Origin of the sequence: Microbacterium sp. NPDC059771 (assembly GCF_042732495.1) — a bacterium.
Taxonomy (GTDB): Bacteria; Actinomycetota; Actinomycetes; order Actinomycetales; family Microbacteriaceae; genus Microbacterium; species Microbacterium sufflavum.
The window spans coordinates 1-23,987 of the sequence record NZ_JBHWHK010000003.1; the positions used below are offsets into that span (position 1 = coordinate 1).

Consider the following 23,987-nt stretch of genomic DNA (forward strand, 5'->3'; position numbering starts at 1 on the left):
CATTCCGAACCCGGAAGCTAAGCCTCACAGCGCCGATGGTACTGCAGGGGGGACCCTGTGGGAGAGTAGGACACCGCCGGACTCCTTTTAGTCAAGAAGGCCACCCATCGTTGGGTGGCCTTCTTGCGTTAACGGGCCGCGCCGCCTTGCGTTAACGGGCCGCGCCGCCTTGCGTTAACGGGCCGCGCCGCCGAACCTGCGCGCGCAGGGCACGGCCTCAACGCGTCGTGCGGGCCTCGAGAAGCGCTGCCGCCTCGCGGACCTCCGTGGCCAGTGCTGCGTCGCGGCCGTCCTGCGGTGCGTCACGGCTGTCGCCGGCCCAGGTGACCGCCACCGCAGCGACAGGCCATCCTGTGCGATCCGCGACGACGGCACCGACGGACCGCAGGCCGTCCGCGACCTCGCCGTCCTCCGTGGCGTACCCGCGCTCCCTCACCTGCCGCAGCAGCTCACGCAGCTCCGACGGCCGACGAGGACCGCGACCCGTCCGGTCCGGAAACGCCGAGGGCCCGGGATACAGCGCCCTGATCTGTTCACGGGGCAGCGCGGCGAGCATGGCGCGGCCCGTCGCCGTGAGATGAGCGGGGAGGCGCACGCCGACATCGGTGACCAGGGCCGGGCGTCGGGCCGCACGTTCTTCCACGATGTACAGCACGTCACTGCCGCTCATCACGGCGAGGTGCGCACTCTCTCCCAGGCGGTCGGAGAGCGCCGCGACGATCGGCCGGCCGAGACGGGCGAGCGGTTGCTGACGGGCATACCCGCCCGCGAGCTCGAACGCGGCGGTGCCGAGCGCCCACCGCTGGTCGTCGCGAAGGTGGATCACGAAGCCCCGGGCGGCCAGCGTGTTCAGCAGGTGATAGACGGTGGACCGCGGAAGCCCGAGCTCCCGCGCGATCGCCGACGCAGCGACCGGCGCCGGACGGGTGGCCAGGTGGCTCAGGATCCGCAGCGTCTGGTCGGCGGCCGGCACGCTCGTACCGGCCACGGCGGGCTCGCTGCTGTCTGGGATCACAGACACAGGATCTCACGAAGACACCGCGCGACGGGGCCGTCGGGTGTGGAATCGGATCCATGAGCTTTTCCACCCCCGTCGTCGTCGGTCGCGGTCCCGTGTCTCTCGCGGATGTCGTCCGCGTGGCTCGTCACGGAGCACCCGTCATCGTGCCCACCGATGCCCTGGAGCGGGTCGCCGAGACCCGTCGTGTGATCGACGGGCTCGCGTCGGATCCGCACCCGCACTACGGAGTGTCGACCGGCTTCGGCGCGCTGGCCACGACGTTCATCGCGCCCGAGCGTCGTCTGCAGCTGCAGGCGAGTCTGATCCGCTCGCACGCCGCCGGTACCGGTCCGGAGGTCGAGCGCGAGGTGGTCCGCGGACTGCAGTTGCTGCGCCTGCAGACCCTCGCCTCCGGTCGCACCGGGGTGCGGCCCGCGGTGGTGGAGACGTACGCGGCGCTCCTCAACGCCGGCATCACACCGGTCGTGCGCGAGTACGGCTCCCTCGGCTGCTCCGGCGATCTGGCGCCCCTGGCCCACATCGCGCTCGCGACCATGGGGGAGGGGGACGTGCGCGACGCGCAGGGGACTCTCGTCCCCGCCGCCGACGCCCTGGCTGCCGCGGCGATCGCTCCGCTGACGCTGGTCGAGAAGGAAGGCCTCGCGCTGATCAACGGCACGGACGGCATGCTCGGCATGCTGGCGCTGGCCCTGCACGACCTCGACACACTTCTTCTCACGGCGGACGTGGCCGCGGCGATGTCCATCGAATCGCAGCTCGGTACCGACGCCGTCTTCGCTGCGGACCTGATGGCGCTGCGCCCGCAGGCGGGACAGTCGATCTCGGCGGCACACCTTCGCGCGCTGCTCGCCGACTCGCCCATGGTGGCCAGCCACAAGGGGCCGGAGGATGGACGTGTGCAGGACGCCTACTCCCTCCGGTGCTCTCCGCAGGTGCACGGGGCCGCCCGGGACACGGTCGCGCACGCCGAGACGATCGCGCTGCGTGAGCTCTCCAGCGTGATCGACAACCCTGTCATCACCCTCGACGGCCGCATCGAGTCCAACGGCAACTTCCACGGCGCACCTGTCGCCGCCGTGCTGGACTTCCTGGCCATCTCGGTCGCCGACGTCGCCTCGGTGTCGGAGCGCCGCACCGACCGCGCCCTCGACCCCGCGCGCAGCCACGGACTGCCGCCCTTCCTGGCCGCGGAGGTGGGCGTGGACTCGGGCCTCATGATCGCCCAGTACGCCGCGGCGGGCATCGTCTCCGAGCTCAAGCGCCTGGCCGTGCCCGCCTCGGTCGACTCGATCCCGTCGTCGGCGATGCAGGAGGACCACGTCTCGATGGGCTGGGCGGCCGCCCGCAAGCTGCGCCGTGCGATCGATGGACTGTCGCGCGTGCTCGCGATCGAGATCCTCACGGCTGCGCGAGCCCTCGATCTGCGCGCGCCCCTCGAGGCCGGAGCCGCGACCGGCGCCGTCCGCGACCTCGTGCGGACCGTCGCCGCCGGTCCGGGCCCCGACCACTACCTCTCGCCGGACATGGAAGCCGTGACCGCACTCGTCCAGTCGGGCCAGGTCGCCCGCATCGCAAAGGAGCACATGCATGAGTGACACCGTCGAACCAAAGAGCCGCACCGTCCGCGCACCGCGAGGGAACACCCGCACCGCCAAGAGCTGGGGCGCGGAAGCCGCCAAGCGCATGCTCATGAACAACCTCGACCCCGAGGTCGCCGAGCACCCCGAAGAGCTCGTGGTCTACGGCGGGACGGGCCGCGCGGCGCGCAGCTGGGCCGCATACGAGGCGATCGTCCGCACGCTCGACGAGATCGAGCCCGACGAGACGCTGCTCGTGCAGTCGGGCAAGCCGGTCGGCGTGTTCCGCACGCACGAGTGGGCGCCCCGCGTGCTCATCGCGAACTCGAACCTCGTGGGCGACTGGGCCACGTGGCCCGAGTTCCGTCGGCTGGAGGAGCTCGGGCTCACCATGTACGGGCAGATGACCGCGGGGTCGTGGATCTACATCGGCACGCAGGGGATCCTGCAGGGGACGTATGAGACGTTCGCGGCCGTCGCCCGCTCGCTCGGACGCGATTCGTTGCGCGGCACTCTCACGCTGACCGCCGGCGCCGGGGGAATGGGGGGCGCGCAGCCCCTCGCCGTGACGCTGAACGAGGGGGCCGTGCTGATCGTCGACGTGGACGAGACCCGGCTCGCGCGTCGCGTCGAACACGGCTACCTCGACGAGTACACGCACGACCTCGACGCCGCCGTCGCCCGAGCGGTCGCCGCGAAGGACGCGGGACAGGCGCGCTCCGTGGGCGTGGTCGGCAACGCCGCCGAGATCTTCCCCGAGCTGCGGCGCCGCGGAGTGCCCATCGACATCGTGACGGATCAGACCAGCGCGCATGACCCGCTCGCCTACCTGCCCGTCGGCGTATCCGTGGCGGACTGGCGAGCCGAAGCCGCGCGGGACCCGGAGGAGTTCACCCGACGGTCGCGGGCGTCGATGGCGGCGCACGTCGAGGCGATGGTCGGGTTCCTCGACGACGGGGCGGCCGTGTTCGACTACGGCAACTCCCTCCGCGCGGAAGCCGAGCTCGGCGGATTCGACCGCGCGTTCGCGTTCCCCGGCTTCGTACCCGCCTACATCCGTCCCCAGTTCGAGGAGGGTCGAGGGCCCTTCCGCTGGGTTGCGCTCTCCGGCGACCCCGCCGACATCGCGAAGACCGACCGCGCGATCGCCGAGCTGTTCCCGCAGGACACCGCCCTCCGTCGCTGGCTGGACAAGGCCGGGTCCTCCGTGCAGTTCGAGGGCCTCCCGGCACGCATCTGCTGGCTCGGCTACCAGGAACGGCACCTCGCCGGGCTGAAGTTCAACGAGATGGTGGCCTCGGGGGAGCTCTCCGCGCCGATCGTGATCGGTCGTGATCACCTCGACGCCGGGTCGGTGGCGTCGCCGTACCGCGAGACCGAGGCGATGAAGGACGGCTCAGACGCGATCGCCGACTGGCCGCTGCTCAACGCGCTGCTCAACACGGCCTCGGGCGCCGCTTGGGTGTCGCTCCACCACGGCGGCGGCGTCGGCATCGGGCGCTCGATCCACGCGGGCCAGGTGACCGTCGCGGACGGCACGGACCTCGCGGCCGAGAAGCTCGCGCGAGTGCTGACGAACGACCCGGGGACGGGCGTGATGCGGCACGTGGACGCCGGGTACGAGCACGCCCGCGAGGTGGCGCGCGAGCGCGGCCTGACGATCCCGATGCTCTGACCCGCCCGGACCCAGGAGACCGCATGCCCACGCTCATCACCCGCATCGGCGAACTCACCACGAACGTCGTGAGCGACCGCGATCCCTGCGGTACCGCCGTCGACGCAGCTGTGCTCCTCGACGAGGGGCGCGTCGTCTGGACGGGCCCCGCTGGCGATGCCGCGGCGCGCACCGCCGGGCTGGCAGACCTCGAGGTCGTGGACGCTGCCGGACGTGCCGTGATCCCCGGGTTCGTCGACAGCCACAGCCACCTCGTGTTCGCGGGCGACCGCGCCGCCGAGTTCGAGGCCCGCATGGCGGGGCGCCCGTACACCGCCGGAGGCATCCGCTCCACCGTGGCCGCGACCAGGGCGGCGACGGACGCCGAGCTGCGGCTGCGGCTGCGGCGGTTCCGCGACGAGATGCTCGCGCAGGGCACCACGACCGTCGAGATTAAGAGCGGGTATGGGCTGAGCGTCGAGGACGAGGAACGGCTCGTGCGGCTCGCCGCCGAGATCACGCCCGAGGTCACGTTCCTCGGAGCGCACGTCGTGCCACCGGAGTACGCGGATCGCGCCGACGAGTACGTGGACCTAGTGGCGGGTCCCATGCTCGACGCCTGTGCGCCGCACTCCCGGTGGATCGACGTGTTCTGTGAGACCGGCGCCTTCACCACCGCGCAGTCGCGGCGCGTGCTGGAAGCCGGCATCGCCCGGGGACTGGGCGCGCGGGTGCACGCCAGCCAGCTCGGCCCCGGCGCGGGGGTGCAGCTCGCCGTCGAGCTCGGCGCCGCGTCGATCGACCACGGCACCTACCTGACCGATGCGGACGTGGCGGCGCTCGCCGGATCCGACACCGTGCTCACCCTGCTGCCCGGGGTGGAGTTCTCGACGCGTCAGCCGTACCCGGACGCGCGACGACTGCTCGATGCGGGGGTGATCGTGGCGCTCGCGTGCGACACCAACCCGGGGTCGAGCTTCACCTCGTCGATGCCGTTCTGCATCGCCGTGGCCGTGCGCGATATGGGCATGACCCCGGCGGAAGCGGTGTGGGCGGCCACGGCCGGCGGCGCCCGCGCCCTGCGCAGAGACGACATCGGCACGCTCGCACCGGGTGCACGCGCGGACCTGGTGCTGCTGGAGGCGCCGAGCCGCGTGCACCTGGCTTACCGCCCCGGCGTTCCGCTCGTGCACCGGGTGTGGAAGGACGGCGTCGAGGTCGGCTGACCGCCCGCGCTCCGGCTCAGGAGCGGACAGCGTCCGCCGCGGACACCCTCGCCGGCCTCGCCGGCCTCGCCGGCACGATCCTCATCGCCGGAGCGCGAGCCCGGTCAGCAGCTCCAGCACGCACAGGGCGGCGAGTCGCACCGTCCGAGCGTCGGCGGCATCGGCGGTCGCGTCGACCTCGGCGATGTCGGCGCTCACGACGCGGGGATCCGACGCCACGGCACGCGTGAGGGCGCGGAGCTCCCACGCCTGCAGCCCACCGGGGACGCTCGCCGGACAGCCGGGAGCGACGGCGCGGTCGCACACATCCACGTCGATGTCGAGGTGCACGCGCGGGTCGGCGCCCGCCCCCGCGATCTCCAGCGCCTCGGTCACCACGTCGGCGGCACCCCGCCGCCGCAGCTCGTCGAGCGTGATCACCCGGATGCCCCACTCCGAGGCGCGCCGGGCGTAGGCGACCGAGTTCGCGAAGTCCGCGATCCCGATCTGCACGACCCTGGTGGGGTCGAGCCGCGTCGTCGGCAGGAGCGACGCCACCGGGGTGTCCTCGACCAGGCGCCGCACCGGGCTGCCGTTGGACACGCCGTCGCGGAGGTCGAAGTGCGCGTCGAACGTGATGAGCCCCGTGGCCCGCGCACCGAGAGCGACCGGGTACGTGAGGGAGTTGTCTCCGCCGAGGGCGACCACGAGCTCCGCCGCCTCCGAGAGCTCTCGCACGCGGTCGATCACCTCCGACTCGCCCTCGGGCCCGTCCGGTTCGGCGATGTCACCGGCGTCGGTGATGCGCAGTAGCTCGTTCAGGTCGCGGGGCGGCGGACCCATCAGCGCGGTGCCGTAGCGGGGGAGGGCCTCGCGGATCGCGGCGGGCGTGGCGTGCGCTCCGGTGGGCGACAGCGAGGTGCGCCAGGTCGGCACGCCCAGCAGCACGGCGTCGGCCGCGGCATCGAACGCGGGCCAGGATCCGGCGCGGGGCCAGAGCGGGTCGTGGGACAGTGCCATGTCAGACTCCCGGGATCAGGGCGTGCGCGAGCGTGAAGATCGCCAGGCCCGCGAGCGCGCCCACCACGGTGCCGTTCAGGCGGATGTACTGCAGGTCCCTGCCCACCATCAGCTCGATCTTCTCGGTGGTCTCGGCGGGGTCCCAGCGCTCCACGGTGTCGGTGATGATCGAGGCGATGTCATGACGGTAGCGCTCGACCAGGAAGACCGCGGCGTCGGACACCCAGGTGTCGACGCGACGCTGCAGGGCGGCGTCCGTGGTGAGGCGCCCGCCCACCTCCTGCAGCGCCTGCACCGCCCGGCTCCGCAGTCCGCTCTCCGGATCGGCGAGCGAGGTGAGCAGTCCGTTCTTCGCGGTGTTCCAGGCCTCGGCGGCCAGCGCTCCCACCCGGGGGCTGTCGAACAGCGACGCCTTCGCGCTCTCGAGCTTCGCGCGGGTCGCCGGGTCGTTCTGCAGGGCGTCGGCCAGCCGGGCCAGATAGCCGTCGACGGCCAGGCGTGCCGGGTGGTGCGGATCGGCCTGCACGGCGCGCACGAACTTGAGGGCCTCGTTGTACACCGTGTCGTCGACGAACCGATGCGCGAGCTTCGGAACCCAGCCGGGGAGGCGTCGCGACACGAGCCCGGTGAACGAGGTGGCGTTGGCCTCCAGCCAGCGCTCGATGCTGTCGGCCGCCAGGTCGACGGCGCCGTGGTGCGCCTCGGACTCGACGATCTTCTCCAGCCAGGCCCCGGCGGGCGGACCCCACTCCGGCGCCACCAGGTGCTCACGGGCGAGATCCGTGAGCAGGTCACGGACGTCGTCGTCGCTCAGGGCGTTGAGCACCGCCGTCGCGATCGTCGCGCCCTCCGCGGCGACGCGTTCCGCATGGGGCTCCTCCCGCAGCCACTCGCCGGCGCGGCGCGCGATCGCGGTGGTCGACAGCTTCGTGCGCACCACGTCGGCGGCCAGGAAGTTCGTCTCTACGAACTCGCCGAGCGTACGGCCGATCTCGTCCTTGCGGTTGGGGATGATCGCCGTGTGCGGGATGGGCAGCCCCAGGGGGCGACGGAACAGCGCCGTGACCGCGAACCAGTCCGCGAGAGCACCGACCATGCCACCCTCGGCCGCTGCGCGCACGTAGGAGAGCCAGCCGATGCGTTCCTGGAACGCGAAGGCGATCACGAACGCGAGGGCCATGAACAGCAGGGCGCCGAGGGCGACGGCCTTCATCCGCCGCAGCGCTCGCCGCCGTTCCTGATCGGCGAGGGAGAGCAGCGTTGTGGGTGTTCGCGGCATGACGTCATCCTTTCACGGGGCGAGTACCCTCGATACGTGATCGAAGACATCAAGAAGCGCGCCCTGCATCGCACGAGCATCCTCGAGGGTCAGATGCGCGGCGTCGCGCGGATGATCGAGAACGAGGAGTACTGCATGGACATCATCACGCAGTCCCGGGCGATCCAGCGCTCCCTCGAGTCTCTCAACCGGTTGCTGCTCGAGAACCACCTGCGCACGCACGTGACCCACATGTTCGAGGAGGGCGGCGAGGAGCGCGACAAGGCCGTCCTGGAACTGCTCAAGGCGTTCGACTTCGACTCCAAGTAGTCCCGCCGGCCGCCCGGCTCCTCAGCCGGCGGCCACCTCGTCCGCCACGGCCAGTGCCTCGTCGATCACCCGCAGCCCGCGCCGCAGCTCCTCCTCCTCGATCACCAGCGGCGGCGCGATGTGCACGCGGTTGAAGTGCGTGAACGGCCAGACCCCCGCGCGTCGAGCGGCCGCGGCGAACGCGACCATGGGTGCAGCGTCGGCCCCCGCGGCGTTGAACGGCACCAACGGCTCCCTGGTCTCCGCATCCCGCACGAGCTCGACCGCCCAGAACAGCCCGCGCCCCCGCACCTCGCCCACGGACGGGTGCCGTTCGACCCAGGAGCGCAGGGTCGGCTCGACGACGCGCTCGCCGAGGTCGCGGACGCGCTCCAGGATCCCGTCCCGGCGGAACACCTCGAACGTCGCGACGCCGGCCGCGCACGCCAGCGGATGCCCGGAGTACGTGAGCCCGCCCGCGAACGGCATCGTGTCGAACGCGCGGGCGATGCGGTCGGAGATCACGACACCGCCGAGGGGCACGTAGCCCGAGTTCACGCCCTTCGCGAAGGTGAGGAGGTCGGGCTGCGCGCCGAACGCGTCGATGCCGAACCACTCGCCCAGGCGTCCGAACCCCACCATCACCTCGTCGGCGATGTAGACGATGCCGTAGCGGTCGCACAGCTCGCGCACCCCCGGGAGGTAGCCGGGCGGCGGCACCAGCACGCCGTTCGTGCCGACGACCGTCTCGATGATGATCGCCGCGATCGTCTGCGGTCCCTCGAGCTGGATGGTCTGCTCCAGGTGGGCGAGGGCGCGCTCGGCCTCCTGCTCCGGCGTCTCGGCGTGGAACGGGGAGCGGTACAGGTACGGGCCGAAGAAGCGCACGGCTCCCGCGTCGGCGGTGTCGTTCGCCCAGCGGCGGGGGTCGCCCGTGAGCGAGATCGCGGTCGAGGTGGAGCCGTGGTAGCTGCGGTACATCGACAGCACCTTGCGGCGCCCGGTGGACTGGCGTGCCATGCGCACCGCGTACTCGTTCGCCTCGGCGCCGCCGTTGGTGAAGAACACCTTCTCGAAGCCGTCGGGCGCCACCTCGGAGATCAGCCGGGCGAGCTCGCCGCGGACGTCGTTGGCCATGGCCGGCTGGATGGTCGAGAGCCGCCCCGCCTGCCGTTGGATGGCGGCCACGAGGTCGGGGTGCTGGTGACCGAGGTTCAGATTGACCAGTTGGCTGGAGAAGTCGAGGTAGGCGTTGCCGTCGTAGTCCCAGAACGTGGAGCCGTGCCCCGCGGCGACGGGCAGCGGATCGATCGCGGCCTGCGCGCTCCAGGAGTGGAAGACGTGCGAGCGGTCGTCGGAACGCACGCGCGCGTCGGCCGCCGCATCGGGCAGGGGAAGGGTGGCGCCGTGCCGATCGGTGTAGGTGGTCATGAGTCGTGCCCTCCGGTCGCGGTGGTCAGTGGTTGCTCGGAAAGCCCAGGTCGATCTGGGAGGGGGTGTGGTCGGGCCAGCGGGTCGTGACGACCTTCGAGCGGGTGTAGAAGTGGATGGACTCGGGACCGTAGATGTGGGAGTCGCCGAACAGCGAGTCCTTCCATCCGCCGAACGAGTACGCGCCGATCGGTACAGGGATCGGCACGTTCACCCCCACCATGCCGACCTCGACGTCGAACTCGTACTGGCGGGCGGTGCCGCCGTCGCGCGTGAAGATCGCGGTGCCGTTGCCGTAGGCGTTGGCGTTCACGAGGGCGACCGCGTCGGCGTAGGTGTCCACACGGACGACCGACAGCACCGGGCCGAAGATCTCCTGGTCGTACGCGGCCATGCCGGGACGCACATGGTCGAGCAGGCTCACGCCGAGGAAGAACCCGTCGGAGTCGAACTCCTGCCCCGTGCCGTCGACGACGACCGTCGCGCCCTCCGCCGGTGCGCCGTGCACGTACGAGGCGACCGCGTCACGGTGCTCGCGCGTGATGAGCGGTCCCATGTCGCTCGCGGCGTCGGTGCCGGGGCCGATCCGGAGTCCGCCGATGCGTGCGGCGACCGCGGCCACCAGGTCGTCGGCCACGTCGCCGACCGCGACCAGCACGGACACCGCCATGCAGCGTTCACCCGCGGAGCCGTAGGCGGCGGACACGGCCGCGTCGGCCGCGGCGTCGAGGTCGGCATCGGGCATCACGACCATGTGGTTCTTCGCGCCGCCGAGCGCCTGCACCCGTTTGCCCGCGGCCGACGCCCGCCGGTAGATCGAGCGCGCGATGGGGGTGGAGCCGACGAAGCTCACCGCATCCACGCGGGGCGAGTCGAGCAGGGTCTCGACGGCCTCCCGGTCGCCGTGCACGACGTTGAGCACGCCGTCGGGGAGCCCGGCCTCCCGGAACAGCTTCGCGAGCCAGACCGCCGCGGAGGGGTCCTTCTCGCTGGGCTTGAGCACGACCGTGTTGCCGCACGCGATCGCGGACGCGACCATCCACAGCGGCACCATGACCGGGAAGTTGAACGGGGTGATGGCCGCCACGACACCGACCGGCTGCTTGACGGAGTGCACGTCCACGCCGCGGGCGACCTGTTCGCTGCGCTCGCCCTTGAGCAGGTGCACGAGCCCGGCGGCGAACTCGACGTTCTCGATGCCGCGCGACACCTCGCCCGCCGCATCGGAGAGCACCTTGCCGTGCTCGGATGTCACGATCGCCGCGAGCTCGGACGTGCGGTCGGCGAGCAGCTGCCGCAACCGGAAGAACACGTCGGCGCGTTTGATCAGGCTGGTGGCCCGCCACGCGGGGAGCGCCGCGGCCGCGGCGGTGACGGCGGCCTCGACTTCCGTGGCGTCGGCGAGCGCCACCTGCTTCGTGATCCGGCCCGTCGCGGGGTCGTACACGGGGGCGGTGCGGCGTGCCGCCGCGGTCTCGCTGCCGTCGATGATGTGTCGGACGATGTCCACGGTTCCTCCGCTGGGTGATGCGCGTGACCGGACACTCTGACCGGCGCTCGCTACGCTGGGTGCGAGTCCATGGTCACAGAGCCGGCAGGAGATGCGGAGTGTCAGAACGTCGGGAGTTCTCCCCGTCCGAGACAGATCGTCCGGAGCGACACGGATCGCCGCTGCTGCGCGTGGCGGACGTGGTCGCGCTCCCCGTGGTGCAGGACGGTGCGCCGCGCGTGCTCGTGGGTGGGGCGGCGCTGGACGCGGGCGTGCGCTGGGTGCACGCATCCGACAATGCCGGGGTCGCGCGGTTGCTCGACGGGGGAGAGCTGCTGCTGACCACGGCGGCCGCCTGGCCGCGCGACGCCCGCTCGCTGCGCGCGCTCGTGCGCGAGCTGGCCGCGGTCGGCGTCTCCGGGGTCGTGGTGGAGCTCGGCGACCGGATGCCGCGCGTGCCGGACGCCGTGGTCGAGGCGTGCGCGGAGGCGTCGCTCGCCCTGGTCGCGCTGGCCGGAGAGGTCAAGTTCGTCACCGTGACGGAGGCCGTGCACCGCGCACTGATCGACGCGCAGACGGCGGCCCTGCGCGAACGGCAGCGACTGCACGAGCTGTTCACGGCCCTCAGCCTGCGGGGAGCCCCGGCGGACGTGATCGTGACCGAGACGGCCCGCGCGCTCGACGCGCCGGTCGTGCTGGAGAACCTGGCGGGAGAGGTGATCGCCACCGAAGCGCTGTCCCGTCCGGTCGCCGAGGTGCTCGCGCTGGCCGCCGACGGGGCGTCCGAGCGGGTACCCGTGCAGGCGAGGGGTGTGCGCTGGGGGTCGCTCACGGCACTCGTGGGGCCCCCGCACCCGGCCGGTCGGCTCACGGTCCTGGAGCTGGGGGCCACCGCGCTCGCGTTCGGATGCCTCGCCGACGGAGCGGCGGAATGGACGGTGCTCGCGCATCGCACGCTGATCGACGACCTGCTGGGGTCGCGGTTCGCGCGCGTCGACGATGTCGCGGCACGGCTCGCCCGTCTGGGGTTCGACGTGGGCGGGCGTCCGGCGTGCGGCGTGGTCGTGCGCACGACCGAGGCGGCGGAGAGTATCCGAGCCCGCGCGACCGCGGAAGGGGTGGCCGCGCTCGCCGCCCGACGCGACGACGCGGTCGTGCTTCTCGTCGTCCCACCAGCCGGAGGTCTGAGCGACGCCGCCGCGCGCCGCATCGCCGGCCCCGCGGTCGCGGTGGTCATCGGTCAGCCGGCCGACGATGTGCGCGGCCTCCTCGCGTCCACCAGGGCTGCACTGGAACTCGCCGCCCGGGCCCCGGAGGACGCCGCCGACACCGTGCGCCGCGTGGCCGACCGTCCGCTGGCGCAGCTGGTGGCGGCGCTCGGCGATGACCGCCGACTGCAAGAGCACGGCGAACGCATGCTCGCGCCGCTGATCCGCCACGACCGGGAGCGCCGCGGGGATCTGCTCGACGTGCTCGCCGCGCTCGTCGCCCACCCGGGGAACCGGTCGGCGGCCGCGACGGCGAGCCACCTGTCCCGCTCCGTGTTCTACCAGCGGCTCGCGGTCATCGCAGATCTGCTCGCCGTCGACCTCGACGACGGCGAGGTGCTGGCGGCGCTGCACATCGCGCTGCTGACGCGGCCCCGCGGAGCCCGAGAACGTTCCTGACGCCGCACGGCGTGGCTCAGAGCACCGCCTGCGCCCGCGTGAGCACGTCCCGCAGGATCTGCGTGATCTCGCGGAACTCCGCGGGTCCGACGGTCAGCGGCGGGGCGAGCTGGATGACCGGGTCGCCGCGGTCGTCCGCCCGGCAGTACAGCCCGGCCTCGAACAGTGCGGGCGAGAGGAAGCCGCGCAGCAACCGCTCCGACTCCTCCTCGTCGAACGTCTCCCGCGTGGCGGTGTCCTTGACCAGCTCGATGCCGAAGAAGTACCCGTCGCCGCGCACGTCTCCCACGAGCGGGAGGTCGAGCAGTGTCTCCAGCTCCGCGCGGAACACCGGCGAGTTCTCCCGCACGTGCGCGTTGAGCCCTTCCTCGTCGAAGATCGCGAGGTTCTCCAGGGCCACCGCGGCCGACACGGGGTGGCCGCCGAACGTGTAGCCGTGCGGGAAGGAGACATCGCCCTGCGCGAACGGCTCGTACACGCGGTCGCTCACGATCGTGGCGCCGATGGGGGAGTAGCCGCTGGTCATGCCCTTGGCGCACGTGATCATGTCGGGCACATACCCCAGCCCCGTGCAGGCGAAGGTGTGCCCGAGCCGTCCGAACGCGCAGATCACCTCGTCTGACACCAGCAGGACGTCGTGCCGGTCGCAGATCTCGCGCACGCGGGCGAAGTAGCCGGGCGGCGGGGGGAAGCAGCCGCCCGCGTTCTGCACCGGCTCGAGGAACACGGCCGCGACGGTGTCCGCACCCTCGAACAGGATCATCTCCTCGATGCGGTCGGCGGCCCAGCGCCCGAACGCCTCGAGGTCGTCGGCGGGCGCGCCCATCTCGGCCGCACGATAGAAGTTGGTGTTGGGCACGCGGAACCCGCCGGGGGTGACCGGCTCGAACATCGCCTTCATGGCGGGGATCCCCGTGATCGCGAGGGCCCCCTGCGGGGTGCCGTGATACGCGACGGCACGCGAGATCACCTTGTGCTTGGCGGGCTTCCCCTGCAGCTTCCAGTAGTGCTTCGCGAGCTTGAAGGCCGTCTCCACCGCCTCGCCGCCGCCCGTGGAGAAGAACACGCGGTTGAGGTCGCCGGGCGCCTCGTCCGCCAGCCGGTCCGCGAGCTCGATCGCCGCGGGGTGCGCGTACGACCACAGCGGGAAGAACGCCAACTCGGACGCCTGCGCCGCCGCGGCCTCGGCGAGCCGGCGCCTGCCGTGTCCCGCGTTCACCACGAACAGCCCCGCCAGACCGTCGATGTACTCCCGGCCCTCGATGTCCCAGATGCGGTGCCCGTCGCCCCGGACGATGATCGGCACGCCGGAGTCCGCCATGGTCGACTGGCGGGTGAAGTGCATCCAGAGGTGATCCTTCGCCATGGACTGCAGCGCGGACGCGGACGGCACGGAGCGCGAGGTCATCGGGTCCCCCAGTTGTAGAGCTGCTTCTGCAGCTTCGCGTAGATGAACGTCTCGGTCGACAGCACGCCGTCGATCGGACGGATCACGTCGTTCACGAGGGCCAGCAGGTGGTCGTCGTCTTCGCACACGACCTCGACGATCACGTCGAACGAACCCACCGTGATGACGACGTAGTCGACGGCGTCGATCTCCGCGATCGCCTCCGCCACGTGCCGGGCGTCCCCGGCCACACGGATGCCGATCATCGCCTGGCGGTGGAAGCCGAGCTGCATCGGATCGGTGACCGCGACGATCTGCATCACGCCGGTCTCGGTGAGCCGCTGCACGCGCTGGCGGACCGCTGCCTCGCTGAGGCCCACCACGCGGCCGATGTCGGAGTAGGAGCGACGCCCGTCGTCCTGCAGCAGCTCGATGATGGTCTTGGAGATCGCGTCGAGGGCGGAGTTCTTCTTCGCCGGTGCCATGCTGCGATCCTGGCACTGGCGGCGGTCATGGACAACCGGATCCGTCGAATCTGAGTGACCGACCTGCACGATCCGTGCGTTCGGTCAGGCCTCCACGGGTCCGAGCCAGGCGCTCGCCGCGGTCGCGTGCGCCGACTCGGGGTCGGACGGATGGAACATCCCGGCGAGCACATCGCGGTACAGCCGGGAGAGCTCGTTCCCCGAGAAGTAGGACCCGCCGCCCGCCACCAGCATCGCCTCGTCGACCACGCTTTTGGCCATCGTCACGGCACGGTGCTTGAGGCCGGACAGGGCGGGGAACCAGCGCGGCCCGTGGTCGACGCGCTCGTCCACGTCGCGCGCGAGCGCGGCGATCTGGGGCGGCAGCGCGTCGTACGCGATCGCCATGTCGGCGATGCGCCACCGGATGTCGGGGTCCTGGCTGTAGGCGGCGCCGCTCTTCTTGGAGCGACGGGTCTGCGCGGTCGCGACCGCGAGCTCGAGGGCACGGCGGGCGATGCCGGTGTACACCGAGGCCAGCAGGATCTCGAACACCGAGAAGATGCCGAAGACGATGGGGTCGGCGCTCGGGCCCTGGTCGATCCGCCGGACCACGTGCGCCGCGTCGGCGACGGCGCGGTCGAGCCGCGTCGTCCTGCTCTGGGTGCCGCGCATGCCGAGCGTGTCCCAGTCGTCCGAGGTGGTGACGGCGTCGGTCCGCTCGACGAACGCGAACACGAGCTTCGGGGCGTCCGCGCTGGTGGTGTCGAGGCCGTGCAGTCCGAGCCTGGTCCAGACGGGCGCGAGCGAGGTGAAGATCTTGGTGCCCGTGAACGCGTAGCCCCCGTCGGCGTCGGGCACCGCGGCCGTGTCGCTGCCGAACAGCACGAGGTCATTGCCGCCCTCGCTGATGCCGAACGCGAACACCTCGCCGGCGACCGCGCCGTCCTGCACGAACTCGAGCCCGGGAACACCCCGGTCGGAGAAGACCTTCGCGACCCCGGTCCACACCAGGTGCATGTTGATCGCGAGGGCCGTGGCGGGGGCTGCGCCGGCAAGACGCTGCTGAAGGATCGCGGCCTCGGCGAGCCCGAGTCCGGCGCCGCCGCGCTCGACCGGGACCAGGATCGACAGGTAGCCGGCGTCGCGGAGCTCGTCGAGGTCCTGCTGCGGGAACGTGTTCTCGCGGTCGTGGATCGGCGCGCGTTCGCGGATGCGCGCGAGGAGGTCGTCCGGGAGGTAGCGGGTCGGGTCGAACGCGGTCATGCGAGTGCCTCCAGGAGCTGTCGGATCGCTTCCTCCGGCCGGTCGCGATGAAGGGAGTGCCCGGCGCCCGCCACGACCGACATCGTGATCCGCGGGTTGCCGGCGAGCACCTCGGCGGCGAGGTCGCCCGCGAAGATGCTGTACACGGCGGGATCGGCGCCGATGACATGGGTGGGGACGGTGAGACGGGCGGCGTGCGCGCGTACGTCCCACGGCTGGTTCTGCGCGCTGGTCTGCTCCACGGCCCAGGCGCTCGCGCGCCGCACGGCGTCGATCTTCAGCTCGTGATCCTGCGGGTGCCAGTGCGGGTGCTCCTCCCGGACGACCTCGATCCGGTTGTCGGCGAACGCCCGTTCCTGACTGCGCCGCACGATGCCCGCGTCGCGTCCGTCGACGTGGAGGGCGGGGTCGATCAGCACGAGGCGTCGCGTCCAGTCCGGCGAGCCGGCGGCGGCGACCGTCGCGGCCGCGCCGCCGAGCGAGTGGCCGACGACCGCGTCCCACGGTCCTCCGCCGTCGGATGCCGTCGCCGCGAGGTCGGCGGCGTACGCGTCGACGGTGTAGTCGAGGGAGCGGGGGGCGTCACCGTGGCCGCGCAGGTCGACCGCGGTCGCGGTCGCTCCGGTCGCCGCGATCGCATCGCCCAGCCGCCACATGAGGGCGCCCGACGAGCCGAGTCCGTGCACGAGGAGAATGCGGCGCGCGGCTGCGGGATCGCCCCACGACCGTCGGGGCAGGGTGAGGGGTGCGGGCATGGCACCAGCCTACGACCGCGGCCGCGGCACCGGTCGGCCCGGCGGGGCTCAGCCGACGCGGGTCAGCGGGGGCAGGTCGGCCGCGATCCGCAGGACCCGGGCGGCGGCGGCGTGCCCGGCGGCCAGGCGTGCGGCGAGGTCCTCGCCCTCGAGCGTCGCCGCGAGGAAGCCGGAGGCGAACGCGTCGCCGGCTCCCACCGGCTCGACCACGTCCACCGTGGGGGCCGGGACGAACACGGGCTCGGCGTCGTGCGCGAACGCGGTCGCGCCCACGTCGCCGTCCTTCACCACGAGCAGCGCGCAGTGGGGGAGGTGCGCCCGGATCGCGGCCGGTGTCGCGGTGCCCCAGATGCGCTCCGCCTCGTCGCGGCCGACGAAGGCGATGTCGGCGGCGTCCGCGAGTCGCGCGAGCGTCGAGGCCGCGTCCTCCGGGCTCCACAGGGCGCGGCGGTCGTTCACGTCGAACGACACGGTGGCTCCCGCGGCGCGGGCGTCGGCGTACAGCGCATCGACCATCGCCAGGCAGGTGGCGGAGAGCGCCGGGGTGATGCCGGTGGTGTGCACGATGCGCACGCCCTCGAGCCGGGCGGCGTCGAGGAAGCCGGGGGCCATGCGGGAGGCCGCGGATCCGCGCCGGTAGTAGTAGACCGCGGACGACTCGACACCGGGATCCTTGAACATGACCCCGGTCGGCGCGTCCCCGTCGCGCTCGACCCACAGCTCGACCCCGCGACGCTCGAGCTCGCCGGCGAGACGGTCGCCCAGCGGGTCGTCGCCGAGGCGCGAGGCCCAGGCGGCGCGGTGCCCGGCCGCCGCGACGCCGACCGCCACGTTGGCCTCCGCGCCGGCATGGGTGAGGGTCGCGGTGTCGGCGTCCGCGAGGGGGGCGCCGGTGGGGGTGATCAGGGCCATCGACTCGCCGACGCAGACGATCTCGGGCGCGGGGGAGGGGACGGGGAGGCTCATGAGGGGGTGACCGCCAGGGGTTCGGTGTCGGGATGCGGGCTCGCGTCGCGGTGACGCAGGTCGGGGAAGGCGCGGACGAAGACGATGGAGACCAGGAGGCCGACGCCGGCGAAGATCGTGGCGGCGAGGTAGGCGCCGCGCCAGTCGCCGACGTCGACGAGGAAGCCCGCGACGGCGGACCCCGCGGCGGCGCCGATCAGCTGCCCGGTTCCCGCCCAGCCAAAGGCCTCGGCTGTCTCGCTGAACTTGACGCTCGCGGTCGTGATGGCGAACAGGACCGCGAGCGCGGGGGCGATGCCGATGCCCGCCAGGATCAGGGTGCCCCCGAGCCAGAAGACGTTGAGCATGACCATGGTGAGCGCGAGCCCGACCGTGACGATGAGGAGCCGTCGGGCCATGGCCCACGGGCCGATCGGGATGTGGCCGAACGCGAGGCCTCCGGCCAGGCTGCCCGCCGAGAACACCGCGAGGATGAGGCCCGCCGCGAGGCTGCCGTGCTCGAATGTCGCGACGACGCCGACCTCCACGGCCGAGCAGGCGCCGATCAGGAGGAAGCCGATCACGGTGGACAGCAGCACGGGGGGCTTGAGCACGACCGTGCCGAGCGCGTTGCGGCTGCGCGGGATGCGCACGCGCCCCACCTCGGGGGAGAGGATGAACCACGCGCCGCCGCCCACGAGCACGATCGCGACCAGCAGCAGCCCTTCGGTCGTGCCGATCTGGGTGGAGACCAGGGTGATGACGACGGGGGCGAGCACCCAGATGATCTCCTGCAGCGAGGCGTCGAGCGAGAAGAGCGGGGTGAGCTGACCGGCGTTGACGAGCTTGGGGTAGATCGTGCGCACAGCGGCCTGCACGGGAGGGGTGGAGAGCCCGGCGACCATGCCGAGCGCCATGTATCCCGGCACCGAGAGCGGGAGGACGGCCAGGCCGAGCACGGCGAGCACGCACACCGTCAGGGTGAGGGTGAGCACGCGACGCATGCCCCACGCGCCCATCCAGCGGCTGGTGATCGGCCCGGCGACGGCCTGCCCGACGCTGGTCGCGGCGAGCACGAGACCGGCCGATCCGTAGGAGCCGGTCTGCTGTTCGACGTGCAGCAGGATCGCCAAAGACATCATCCCGTTGGGGAACCGCGCGGTGAGCTGGGCGGCGATCATGCGCCCGACTCCCGGCGTGCGAAGGAGATCCCGATAGCCCGCCACCCGACAACGGTACCGGCCCGCGAGGGGGCTGCGGAGACGGCGTCGGGGACGACACGCCGCGACACGCCCGCGACACGCCGAAGAGCGAATTCCACAGGCATTCGGATGTCCGAGGCCCGGCGTACGGTGCCCCCTGTGGATGGATCTCTCCCAGCGTCTTCCCAGCCGCGATTTCACGCGGTTCGGGAGGTCTGCGAGCGCACCTCCGCCTGTGGAAGAAACGGTGGAGAACCTGTGTTGTATCAGTGGAGAGCGGTGGAAAAACTACACGGATGTAACTACTACCCCTTGTGGTCACTCCGAATGTCCGCACCCATATGTAGTATTGAGATCCCGGCGGGGGCCTGCCGGAGAAACCAGAGATTCGAGGGGAATCAGATGTCGATCACGGTCTACACCAAGCCTTCCTGCGTTCAGTGCAACGCCACCTACCGCGCCCTCGACGCCAAGGGCATCGAGTACGAGATCCACGACCTGTCGGAGGACCCGACGGCCCTGGAGCAGGTCAAGGCGCTCGGCTACATGCAGGCGCCGGTCGTCGTCACCGACGAGGACCACTGGTCGGGCTTCCGTCCCGACAAGATCGACGAGCTCGCCTCCCGCCTGGCGTGATCGGCCATGAGCGCCGTCGCGACCGCAGCGCCGCTCCTGGTCTACTTCTCGAGCGTGTCGGGTAACACCGCGCGCTTCATCGAGAAACTCGGGTTCCCCGCCCGACGCATCCCCCTTCACCGCACGGACGAAGACCTCGTGGTCGACGAGCCCTTCGTGCTGGTCACCCCCACCTACGGTGGGGGTGCGGGGCGCGGCGTCGAGAAGGGCGCGGTGCCCAAACAGGTGATCCGGTTCCTCAACGACGAGCGCAATCGGCGCCACATCCGCGGAGTGATCTCCGCGGGCAACACCAACTTCGGCGACGCGTTCTGCCTCGCCGGCGACATCATCAGCCGCAAGTGCCACGTGCCTCACTTGTATCGGCTCGAGATCTTCGGCACACAGGACGACGTGGATCGCGTGAGCGACGGATTGGAACGACGGTGGGAACTTCAGTGACCGAGACGGTGGCCTTCAAGGTGAACCCCGCATACGAGGGGCTCGACTATCACGCCCTCAACGCGATGCTCAACCTGTACGACGCGAACGGCAAGATCCAGTTCGACGCCGACAAGCGCGCCGCGCGGGAGTACTTCCTGCAGCACGTGAACCAGAACACCGTCTTCTTCCACTCGCTCCGTGAGCGCCTGGACTACCTCGTGGAGAAGGAGTACTACGAGGGTGCGGTCATCGAGAAGTACTCGTTCGACTTCGTGCAGAAGCTCAACGACCTGGCCTACTCCAAGAAGTTCCGCTTCGAGACGTTCCTCGGCGCGTTCAAGTACTACACGAGCTACACGCTCAAGACGTTCGACGGCAAGCGCTACCTGGAGCGCTTCGAGGACCGCGTCGTGATGACGGCCCTCGCCCTGGCCGACGGCGACGAGAAGCTCGCGGTCAACCTGGTCGAGGAGATCATCTCCGGTCGCTTCCAGCCGGCCACCCCCACGTTCCTCAACGCGGGCAAGGCGCAGCGCGGCGAACTCGTCAGCTGCTTCCTGCTGCGCATCGAAGACAACATGGAGTCGATCGCCCGCGGCATCAACTCCGCGCTGCAGCTGTCCAAGCGCGGCGGCGGCGTCGCCCTGCTCCTGTCGAACATCCGCGAGGCCGGTGCGCCGATCAAGCAGATCGAGAACCAGTCGTCCGGCATCATCCCCGTCATGAAGCTGCTCGAAGACAGCTTCAGCTACGCCAACCAGCTCGGCGCGCGTCAGGGCGCCGGCGCGGTGTACCTCAACGCGCACCACCCCGACATCATGCGGTTCCTCGACACCAAGCGCGAGAACGCCGACGAGAAGATCCGCATCAAGACGCTGTCGCTCGGTGTGGTCGTGCCCGACATCACGTTCGAGCTCGCCAAGAACGACGAGGACATGTACCTGTTCTCGCCGTACGACGTCGAGAAGGTCTACGGCGTGCCGTTCGGCGACATCTCGGTCACCGAGAAGTACCGCGAGATGGTCGACGACCCGCGCATCAAGAAGACGAAGATCAACGCCCGCGAGTTCTTCCAGACCGTCGCCGAGATCCAGTTCGAGTCCGGCTACCCGTACGTCATGTTCGAGGACACGGTCAACAAGGCCAACCCCATCAAGGGGCGCATCAACATGTCCAACCTGTGCAGCGAGATCCTGCAGGTGAACACGCCGACCACGTACAACGACGACCTGTCGTACGACAGCATCGGCAAGGACATCTCGTGCAACCTCGGCTCGATGAACATCGCGCTGTCGATGGACGCCGACGACCTCGGCCAGACGGTCGAGACCGCGATCCGCGCGCTCACCGCGGTCAGCGACCAGAGTCACATCGGCTCGGTGCGCTCGATCGAAGACGGCAACGACCGCTCCCACGCGATCGGCCTCGGCCAGATGAACCTGCACGGGTACCTCGCCCGCGAGCACGTGTTCTACGGTTCGGAGGAGGGCATCGACTTCACGAACATCTACTTCTACACGGTGCTGTTCCACGCGCTGCGCGCGTCGAACAACCTCGCCATCGAGCGCGGCACCACGTTCGATGGGTTCGAGGACTCGACCTACGCATCGGGGGAGTTCTTCGACAAGTACATCGAGCGCGCCTGGGTCCCCGAGACCGAGAAGGTGAAGGAGCTCTTCGCCGGCAAGCACATCCCGACGCAGGAGGACTGGGCCGCGCTGAAGGCGTCGATCCAGGAGCACGGTATCTACAACCAGAACCTGCAGGCCGTGCCGCCCACGGGCTCGATCTCCTACATCAACAACTCCACGTCGTCGATCCACCCGATCGCGTCGAAGATCGAGATCCGCAAGGAGGGCAAGCTCGGTCGCGTGTACTACCCGGCGGCGTTCATGACGAACGACAACCTGGAGTACTACCAGGACGCGTACGAGATCGGCTACGAGAAGGTCATCGACACGTACGCCGCGGCCACGCAGCACGTCGACCAGGGCCTGTCGCTGACGCTGTTCTTCAAGGACACCGCCACCACGCGTGACATCAACAAGGCGCAGATCTACGCGTGGCGCAAGGGCATCAAGACGATCTACTACATCCGCCTGCGTCAGCTGGCGCTCGAGGGCACCGACATGACCGAGTGCGTCTCCTGCATGCTCTGACCGGCCTCCGCACCCCAAGGAACAACGAGAAATGACTCCGCACGAACCCCTCAAGCTGGTCGACAGCGTGCAGGCGATCAACTGGAACCGCATCCAGGACGACAAGGACCTCGAGGTCTGGAACCGCCTGGTGAACAACTTCTGGCTGCCCGAGAAGGTGCCGCTGTCGAACGACATCCAGTCGTGGAACACGCTCACTCCCGAGGAGCAGACGCTCACGATGCGGGTGTTCACCGGCCTGACGCTGCTCGACACCATCCAGGGCACCGTCGGCGCCGTGTCGCTCATCCCCGATGCGATCACTCCGCACGAGGAGGCCGTCTACACGAACATCGCGTTCATGGAGTCGGTGCACGCGAAGAGCTACTCGTCGATCTTCTCGACGCTGTGCTCGACGAAGGAGATCGACGAGGCGTTCCGCTGGTCGGTGGAGAACCCGAACCTGCAGAAGAAGGCGCAGATCGTCACGGACTACTACCGCGGCGACGACCCGCTCAAGCGGAAGGTCGCCTCGACCCTGCTGGAGAGCTTTCTCTTCTACTCGGGCTTCTACCTGCCGATGCACTGGTCGAGCCGGGCGAAGCTCACCAACACCGCCGACCTCATCCGCCTCATCATCCGTGACGAGGCCGTGCACGGCTACTACATCGGCTACAAGTTCCAGCGCGGGCTCGAGACGCTCGACCAGGCGCGCAAGGACGAGCTGAAGGACTACACGTTCTCGCTGCTCTACGAGCTGTACGACAACGAGGTGCAGTACACGCAGGACCTCTACGACGGCGTCGGCCTGACCGAGGACGTCAAGAAGTTCCTGCACTACAACGCCAACAAGGCCCTGATGAACCTGGGCTACGAGGCGATGTTCCCCTCGACGGTCACCAACGTGAACCCGGCGATCCTGTCGGCGCTCTCCCCGAACGCGGACGAGAACCACGACTTCTTCTCGGGGTCGGGCTCCTCGTACGTCATCGGCAAGGCCGAGGCCACGGAAGACGACGACTGGGACTTCTGAGTCCCCCGGCCGACGTCGACGATCGATAGGCCCCGCGACCCGCTCACCATGAGCAGGTGGCGGGGCCCTTCCGCGTGGACGTGCACCCGGCAGTCGTCACCGGGCGTCGCGCTCGTCGGCCAACCGGGCGCGGCGCTCCTCCTCGCGCTTGGAGTACGTGGCGGCCCGGATCGCCTCGTCGGACTCCAGGCCGGTGCCCAACGCCCCGCCGACAGTCGCCGCCGACGCGACGAACCAGGTGAGCACGAACAGATCGCCGAACTCGACGGACCGCCCGAGGTCTTCACTCATGACCGCGGGGTCGAGGACGAACAGCGCCCACGCCAGGTTCACGACGTAGAGCGTCAGATAGCAGATGACGATCCCGACGGTGAGGGTCAGCAGCGTCGAGGTGTTGTAGAGACGGGATCGCTCCCGCGCCGCGGGCGAGTCGTCGTCGGGTCGGTCCCACAGCCTGCCGTCGATCACGATCCAGGCGATGATGATCGCGATCGAGGCCACCGTCGCCGCCACCAGGCGCCAGGGCGACAGCGAGAGGGCGAGAGACCACACGGTCGGCTCGATGGTCGCCACCGCGCCGGTGGCGAGGGCGGCGACGAGCGCCGATTTGAGACCCGCGGCGAGCCGCCACGGGCGGTTGGCCAGCACCATGCCCAGGAGCACACGCCCCCGGGCGCTGAGCCGGGGGAGCGGCAGGCGCTGCTCTTCCGGCGAGACGGGTTCAGCCATCCCGTCCACGAGGCCCCGAACCGCGTGTCGTGCGCGGCGCTGCACCCGGAACCCTCCCAGTGCGGGAAGCGACAGGACGGCGGAGCGCCGTCGAGGGTGGACCGCTGCCAGGAGATAGCGGCCGTCGTCGTCGCGGAGCGGAAGCTCGGTGACGCCGATGACGAGGTCCCACCCGTGCTGATCGGCGTGCGAGCGGAGTCGCTCCAGAGCGACGTCCACATCCTCCGACCCGAGGGTGAACGGCTCGCTGACGAGCTCGACGATCCATCCGTCGGCCTCGGCGGCGAGCGGTGGAGTGAGGCCGGTCATCCGGCGCGCAACGGCGGTGGGCGACGCCGGATCCGCGACGAGACCCACTCTGATCGTCTCCATGCGCGG

The 23,987-nt window shown here is 70.7% G+C and carries 21 protein-coding genes and 1 rRNA gene; 10 read left to right on the forward strand and 12 right to left on the reverse strand.

Going from position 1 to position 23,987, the window contains the following annotated elements; all coding sequences use genetic code 11:
* Nucleotides 1-82 (forward strand): 5S ribosomal RNA (gene rrf, locus ACFV3I_RS17335); the annotation flags it as partial.
* Between the two features lie 135 nt (nucleotides 83-217).
* Here rrf and ACFV3I_RS17340 read toward each other — a convergent pair.
* Nucleotides 218-1,021 carry an IclR family transcriptional regulator gene (locus tag ACFV3I_RS17340; protein WP_378803868.1) on the reverse strand — a complete coding sequence of 268 codons (804 nt, stop codon included), beginning with the start codon at nucleotides 1,019-1,021 and terminating at the stop codon, nucleotides 218-220.
* Between the two features lie 53 nt (nucleotides 1,022-1,074).
* Between ACFV3I_RS17340 and hutH the strand changes: the two genes are divergently transcribed.
* From hutH to hutI, 3 genes are read left to right on the forward strand one after another with little or no spacing between them, the layout of a single operon-like run.
* Complete coding sequence (gene hutH / locus ACFV3I_RS17345) at nucleotides 1,075-2,616, forward strand: histidine ammonia-lyase (RefSeq protein WP_378803869.1); 1,542 nt, start codon at nucleotides 1,075-1,077, stop codon at nucleotides 2,614-2,616.
* Entirely contained in the window at nucleotides 2,609-4,273 is a 1,665-nt protein-coding gene (gene hutU, locus ACFV3I_RS17350) for a urocanate hydratase (protein WP_378823785.1), read from the forward strand. The genes hutH and hutU overlap by 8 nt, the downstream gene beginning before the upstream one ends.
* A gap of 23 nt (nucleotides 4,274-4,296) precedes the next feature.
* On the forward strand, nucleotides 4,297-5,478 hold the full coding sequence (gene hutI / locus ACFV3I_RS17355) for an imidazolonepropionase (RefSeq protein WP_206253012.1): 1,182 nt from the start codon (nucleotides 4,297-4,299) through the stop codon (nucleotides 5,476-5,478).
* An 81-nt stretch (nucleotides 5,479-5,559) separates the two neighbouring features.
* Here the strand turns inward: hutI and ACFV3I_RS17360 are convergent, their stop codons facing one another.
* Together ACFV3I_RS17360 and ACFV3I_RS17365 are read right to left on the reverse strand one after the other, a co-directional pair.
* The gene (locus ACFV3I_RS17360; RefSeq protein WP_206253013.1) at nucleotides 5,560-6,477 is read right to left on the reverse strand and encodes an arginase family protein; all 918 of its coding nucleotides are present in this window, start codon (nucleotides 6,475-6,477) and stop codon (nucleotides 5,560-5,562) included.
* A gap of 1 nt (nucleotide 6,478) precedes the next feature.
* The gene (locus tag ACFV3I_RS17365) at nucleotides 6,479-7,756 is read right to left on the reverse strand and encodes a DUF445 domain-containing protein (protein WP_378823788.1); all 1,278 of its coding nucleotides are present in this window, start codon (nucleotides 7,754-7,756) and stop codon (nucleotides 6,479-6,481) included.
* A gap of 36 nt (nucleotides 7,757-7,792) precedes the next feature.
* Here ACFV3I_RS17365 and ACFV3I_RS17370 point away from each other — a divergent pair, with 36 nt between their 5' ends.
* Nucleotides 7,793-8,065, forward strand: coding sequence for a metal-sensitive transcriptional regulator (locus ACFV3I_RS17370; protein WP_045255889.1), 273 nt, complete (start codon nucleotides 7,793-7,795; stop codon nucleotides 8,063-8,065).
* Nucleotides 8,066-8,086: 21 nt separating this feature from the next.
* Here ACFV3I_RS17370 and ACFV3I_RS17375 read toward each other — a convergent pair whose 3' ends face one another.
* Both ACFV3I_RS17375 and ACFV3I_RS17380 read right to left on the reverse strand, forming a co-directional pair.
* A complete protein-coding gene (locus tag ACFV3I_RS17375; RefSeq protein WP_378823790.1) occupies nucleotides 8,087-9,475 on the reverse strand; it encodes an aspartate aminotransferase family protein in 1,389 nt (462 codons plus the stop codon).
* Nucleotides 9,476-9,500: 25 nt separating this feature from the next.
* On the reverse strand, nucleotides 9,501-10,985 hold the full coding sequence (locus tag ACFV3I_RS17380) for a CoA-acylating methylmalonate-semialdehyde dehydrogenase (RefSeq protein WP_378823791.1): 1,485 nt from the start codon (nucleotides 10,983-10,985) through the stop codon (nucleotides 9,501-9,503).
* 98 nt (nucleotides 10,986-11,083) lie between these two features.
* Here ACFV3I_RS17380 and ACFV3I_RS17385 point away from each other — a divergent pair, with 98 nt between their 5' ends.
* Nucleotides 11,084-12,631 carry a PucR family transcriptional regulator gene (locus tag ACFV3I_RS17385; RefSeq protein WP_378823793.1) on the forward strand — a complete coding sequence of 516 codons (1,548 nt, stop codon included), beginning with the start codon at nucleotides 11,084-11,086 and terminating at the stop codon, nucleotides 12,629-12,631.
* A gap of 16 nt (nucleotides 12,632-12,647) precedes the next feature.
* On the opposite strand, the gene ACFV3I_RS17390 is transcribed toward ACFV3I_RS17385, so the two are convergent.
* From ACFV3I_RS17390 to ACFV3I_RS17415, 6 genes are all read right to left on the reverse strand, one after another.
* Nucleotides 12,648-14,039 (reverse strand): aspartate aminotransferase family protein, encoded by a 1,392-nt coding sequence (locus ACFV3I_RS17390; protein WP_378823794.1) that lies wholly within the window; start codon nucleotides 14,037-14,039, stop codon nucleotides 12,648-12,650.
* Nucleotides 14,036-14,503, reverse strand: coding sequence for an Lrp/AsnC family transcriptional regulator (locus ACFV3I_RS17395; protein ID WP_136031144.1), 468 nt, complete (start codon nucleotides 14,501-14,503; stop codon nucleotides 14,036-14,038). The genes ACFV3I_RS17390 and ACFV3I_RS17395 overlap by 4 nt, the downstream gene beginning before the upstream one ends.
* 84 nt (nucleotides 14,504-14,587) lie before the next feature.
* Nucleotides 14,588-15,748 (reverse strand): acyl-CoA dehydrogenase family protein, encoded by a 1,161-nt coding sequence (locus ACFV3I_RS17400; RefSeq protein ID WP_136031142.1) that lies wholly within the window; start codon nucleotides 15,746-15,748, stop codon nucleotides 14,588-14,590.
* Complete coding sequence (locus ACFV3I_RS17405; protein ID WP_378823797.1) at nucleotides 15,745-16,503, reverse strand: alpha/beta fold hydrolase; 759 nt, start codon at nucleotides 16,501-16,503, stop codon at nucleotides 15,745-15,747. Before ACFV3I_RS17405 ends, ACFV3I_RS17400 begins: the two co-directional genes overlap by 4 nt.
* A 48-nt stretch (nucleotides 16,504-16,551) precedes the next feature.
* A complete protein-coding gene (locus tag ACFV3I_RS17410) occupies nucleotides 16,552-17,469 on the reverse strand; it encodes a sugar kinase (protein ID WP_136031138.1) in 918 nt (305 codons plus the stop codon).
* The gene (locus tag ACFV3I_RS17415) at nucleotides 17,466-18,629 is read right to left on the reverse strand and encodes an MFS transporter (RefSeq protein ID WP_378823799.1); all 1,164 of its coding nucleotides are present in this window, start codon (nucleotides 18,627-18,629) and stop codon (nucleotides 17,466-17,468) included. Before ACFV3I_RS17415 ends, ACFV3I_RS17410 begins: the two co-directional genes overlap by 4 nt.
* A gap of 423 nt (nucleotides 18,630-19,052) precedes the next feature.
* Between ACFV3I_RS17415 and nrdH the strand changes: the two genes are divergently transcribed.
* Genes nrdH through nrdF form a run of 4 tightly spaced genes read left to right on the forward strand, consistent with a single transcriptional unit; the run spans nucleotide 19,053 to nucleotide 22,880 of the window.
* Nucleotides 19,053-19,286 carry a glutaredoxin-like protein NrdH gene (gene nrdH, locus ACFV3I_RS17420; RefSeq protein ID WP_017202656.1) on the forward strand — a complete coding sequence of 78 codons (234 nt, stop codon included), beginning with the start codon at nucleotides 19,053-19,055 and terminating at the stop codon, nucleotides 19,284-19,286.
* Between the two features lie 6 nt (nucleotides 19,287-19,292).
* Complete coding sequence (nrdI, locus tag ACFV3I_RS17425) at nucleotides 19,293-19,727, forward strand: class Ib ribonucleoside-diphosphate reductase assembly flavoprotein NrdI (protein ID WP_136031133.1); 435 nt, start codon at nucleotides 19,293-19,295, stop codon at nucleotides 19,725-19,727.
* Nucleotides 19,724-21,868 carry a class 1b ribonucleoside-diphosphate reductase subunit alpha gene (gene nrdE, locus ACFV3I_RS17430; RefSeq protein ID WP_308194380.1) on the forward strand — a complete coding sequence of 715 codons (2,145 nt, stop codon included), beginning with the start codon at nucleotides 19,724-19,726 and terminating at the stop codon, nucleotides 21,866-21,868. The genes nrdI and nrdE overlap by 4 nt, the downstream gene beginning before the upstream one ends.
* Nucleotides 21,869-21,899: 31 nt before the next feature.
* Complete coding sequence (nrdF, locus tag ACFV3I_RS17435) at nucleotides 21,900-22,880, forward strand: class 1b ribonucleoside-diphosphate reductase subunit beta (protein WP_136037131.1); 981 nt, start codon at nucleotides 21,900-21,902, stop codon at nucleotides 22,878-22,880.
* A gap of 96 nt (nucleotides 22,881-22,976) precedes the next feature.
* Here nrdF and ACFV3I_RS17440 read toward each other — a convergent pair whose 3' ends face one another.
* Complete coding sequence (locus ACFV3I_RS17440; RefSeq protein ID WP_206253023.1) at nucleotides 22,977-23,981, reverse strand: hypothetical protein; 1,005 nt, start codon at nucleotides 23,979-23,981, stop codon at nucleotides 22,977-22,979.
* Nucleotides 23,982-23,987 lie beyond the last annotated feature (6 nt).